A 1,656-nucleotide genomic window follows, 5' to 3' on the forward strand; every position below is an offset into this window, starting at 1 on the left:
GCTTCGGGGATGGTCATGAAGTAACGGACCATCTCCGGGTGGGTAACGGTCACCGGCCCACCGTTCTTGATCTGTTCCCGGAATAACGGTACCACTGAGCCAGAAGAGCCTAGCACGTTACCGAAACGGACCATGCTGAAGATGGTGTGGTTCTGGCGTTTTGCCAGGCCCTGCAGTACCAGTTCTGCCAGTCGCTTGGAAGCGCCCATGATGTTGGTGGGGCGTACGGCCTTGTCGGTGGAGACCAGCACGAAGGATTCCACCCCGGCGCGAATGGCGGCCTCGGCGGTGTACCAGGTGCCGTAGACGTTGTTGCGCACGCCCTCGACGATATTGTGTTCCACCAGCGGGACATGCTTGTAGGCGGCGGCGTGGTAGACCGTCTGCACACCAAAGCTGCGCATGATGGTTTCCACCCGGTGTTCTTTCTGGACGGAGCCCAGAATGCTGTACAGGTTGATGTGATTTGTGCGGAATTCGGGGGTTTCCTGCAGCTCGCGTTCGATCTGGTAGAGGCTGAACTCGTTCAGTTCGAACAGCACGATGGCGCGGGGGCGGTGCTGGATGATCTGGCGACACAGCTCGCTACCGATGGAACCGCCGGCACCGGTGACCATGACCACTTTGTCGGTAATGTTGGCGGCCATGAGCTCTGGCTGGGAAGAGACCGGGTCGCGCCCCAGCAGGTCTTCAATCTCCACGTCCTTGATGTGTTCGATGCGGGCCTTGCCACTCAGAATATCCGGAATGGCTGGCACGGTCTGGACCGAAATAGCGAGGGACTCCAGACGTTTGATCACCTGGGCCCGACGGGAGTTGGGCGTGCTGCCCAGCGCGAGCAGGACTTTACTGACCCGGTGAGTGCGGATCAGGGCCTCAATCATTTTCGGGCTGTAGACCTTGATGTTGGCCACCACGGTGCGGTGTAGCGCCGGATTGTCATCCACAAAAGCGACGGGCTTGTACTGGGAGCCCTGCAGCGCCAGGGTGAGCTGGTGGCCGGTATAGCCGGCGCCGTAGACGATCACCGGCTCTTTCAGGTCCACACTGCGTCGGTTGAGCATCATGATGACGCTGCGCACCATCAGGCGCGGGGCGCCAATGAGCAGCAGGGCGATGGTCAGGTAGATGAACGGAATGGAGCGGGGCAGTCGGGACTGGGTCAGAAAGCTGGACGTGGCCAGGACCAGTGCGGAAATAAACACGCAGCCAACAATGGTCAGCATGGCCGGTGTGCTCATGTAGCGCAGGATGGCGCGGTACATGCCCATGCGGATAAAGACGGCGAGACTCACCACCAGGGTGATGGCGATGACGGTGACGTCTTTATCGAGAAACTGGGAGTTAAAGGTGCCGAGCCGCAGGAAGGCGGCGGCGTAGAAGGCGGTAACAATAGCGACGGTGTCGTAAATCAGTGAAATAATGCGTTTGGTGGTCCGGGAGGACTCAAACAGGGCTTCCAGCATAGACCTCTAACTCCATTGATTGACCGAATCTTGCCTCTGGCCGATTGTGCTCCTTCATGGGGCAATAACCGCTGGAGTATAGCGCAAAATCGGGGCAATTGTTACGAAAACCTTACGGTTTTTGGGGTTAGGTTTAGTGAAGCAATTTGGGTGCCAAATGGTGGGAATCACGGGTATTTACGGCGGATGC

At 58.5% G+C, this 1,656-nt stretch carries 1 protein-coding gene; it reads right to left on the reverse strand.

Features of this window, described 5'->3' with window-relative positions:
* On the reverse strand, positions 1–1,466 hold a 1,466-nt coding region (locus B3520_RS02605; RefSeq protein ID WP_286875354.1), incomplete at its 3' end, for a nucleoside-diphosphate sugar epimerase/dehydratase.
* Positions 1,467–1,656: the final 190 nt, after the last annotated feature.

The organism is Marinimicrobium sp. UBA4509 (assembly GCF_002388575.1).
Classification (GTDB): Bacteria; Pseudomonadota; Gammaproteobacteria; order Pseudomonadales; family Cellvibrionaceae; genus Marinimicrobium; species Marinimicrobium koreense.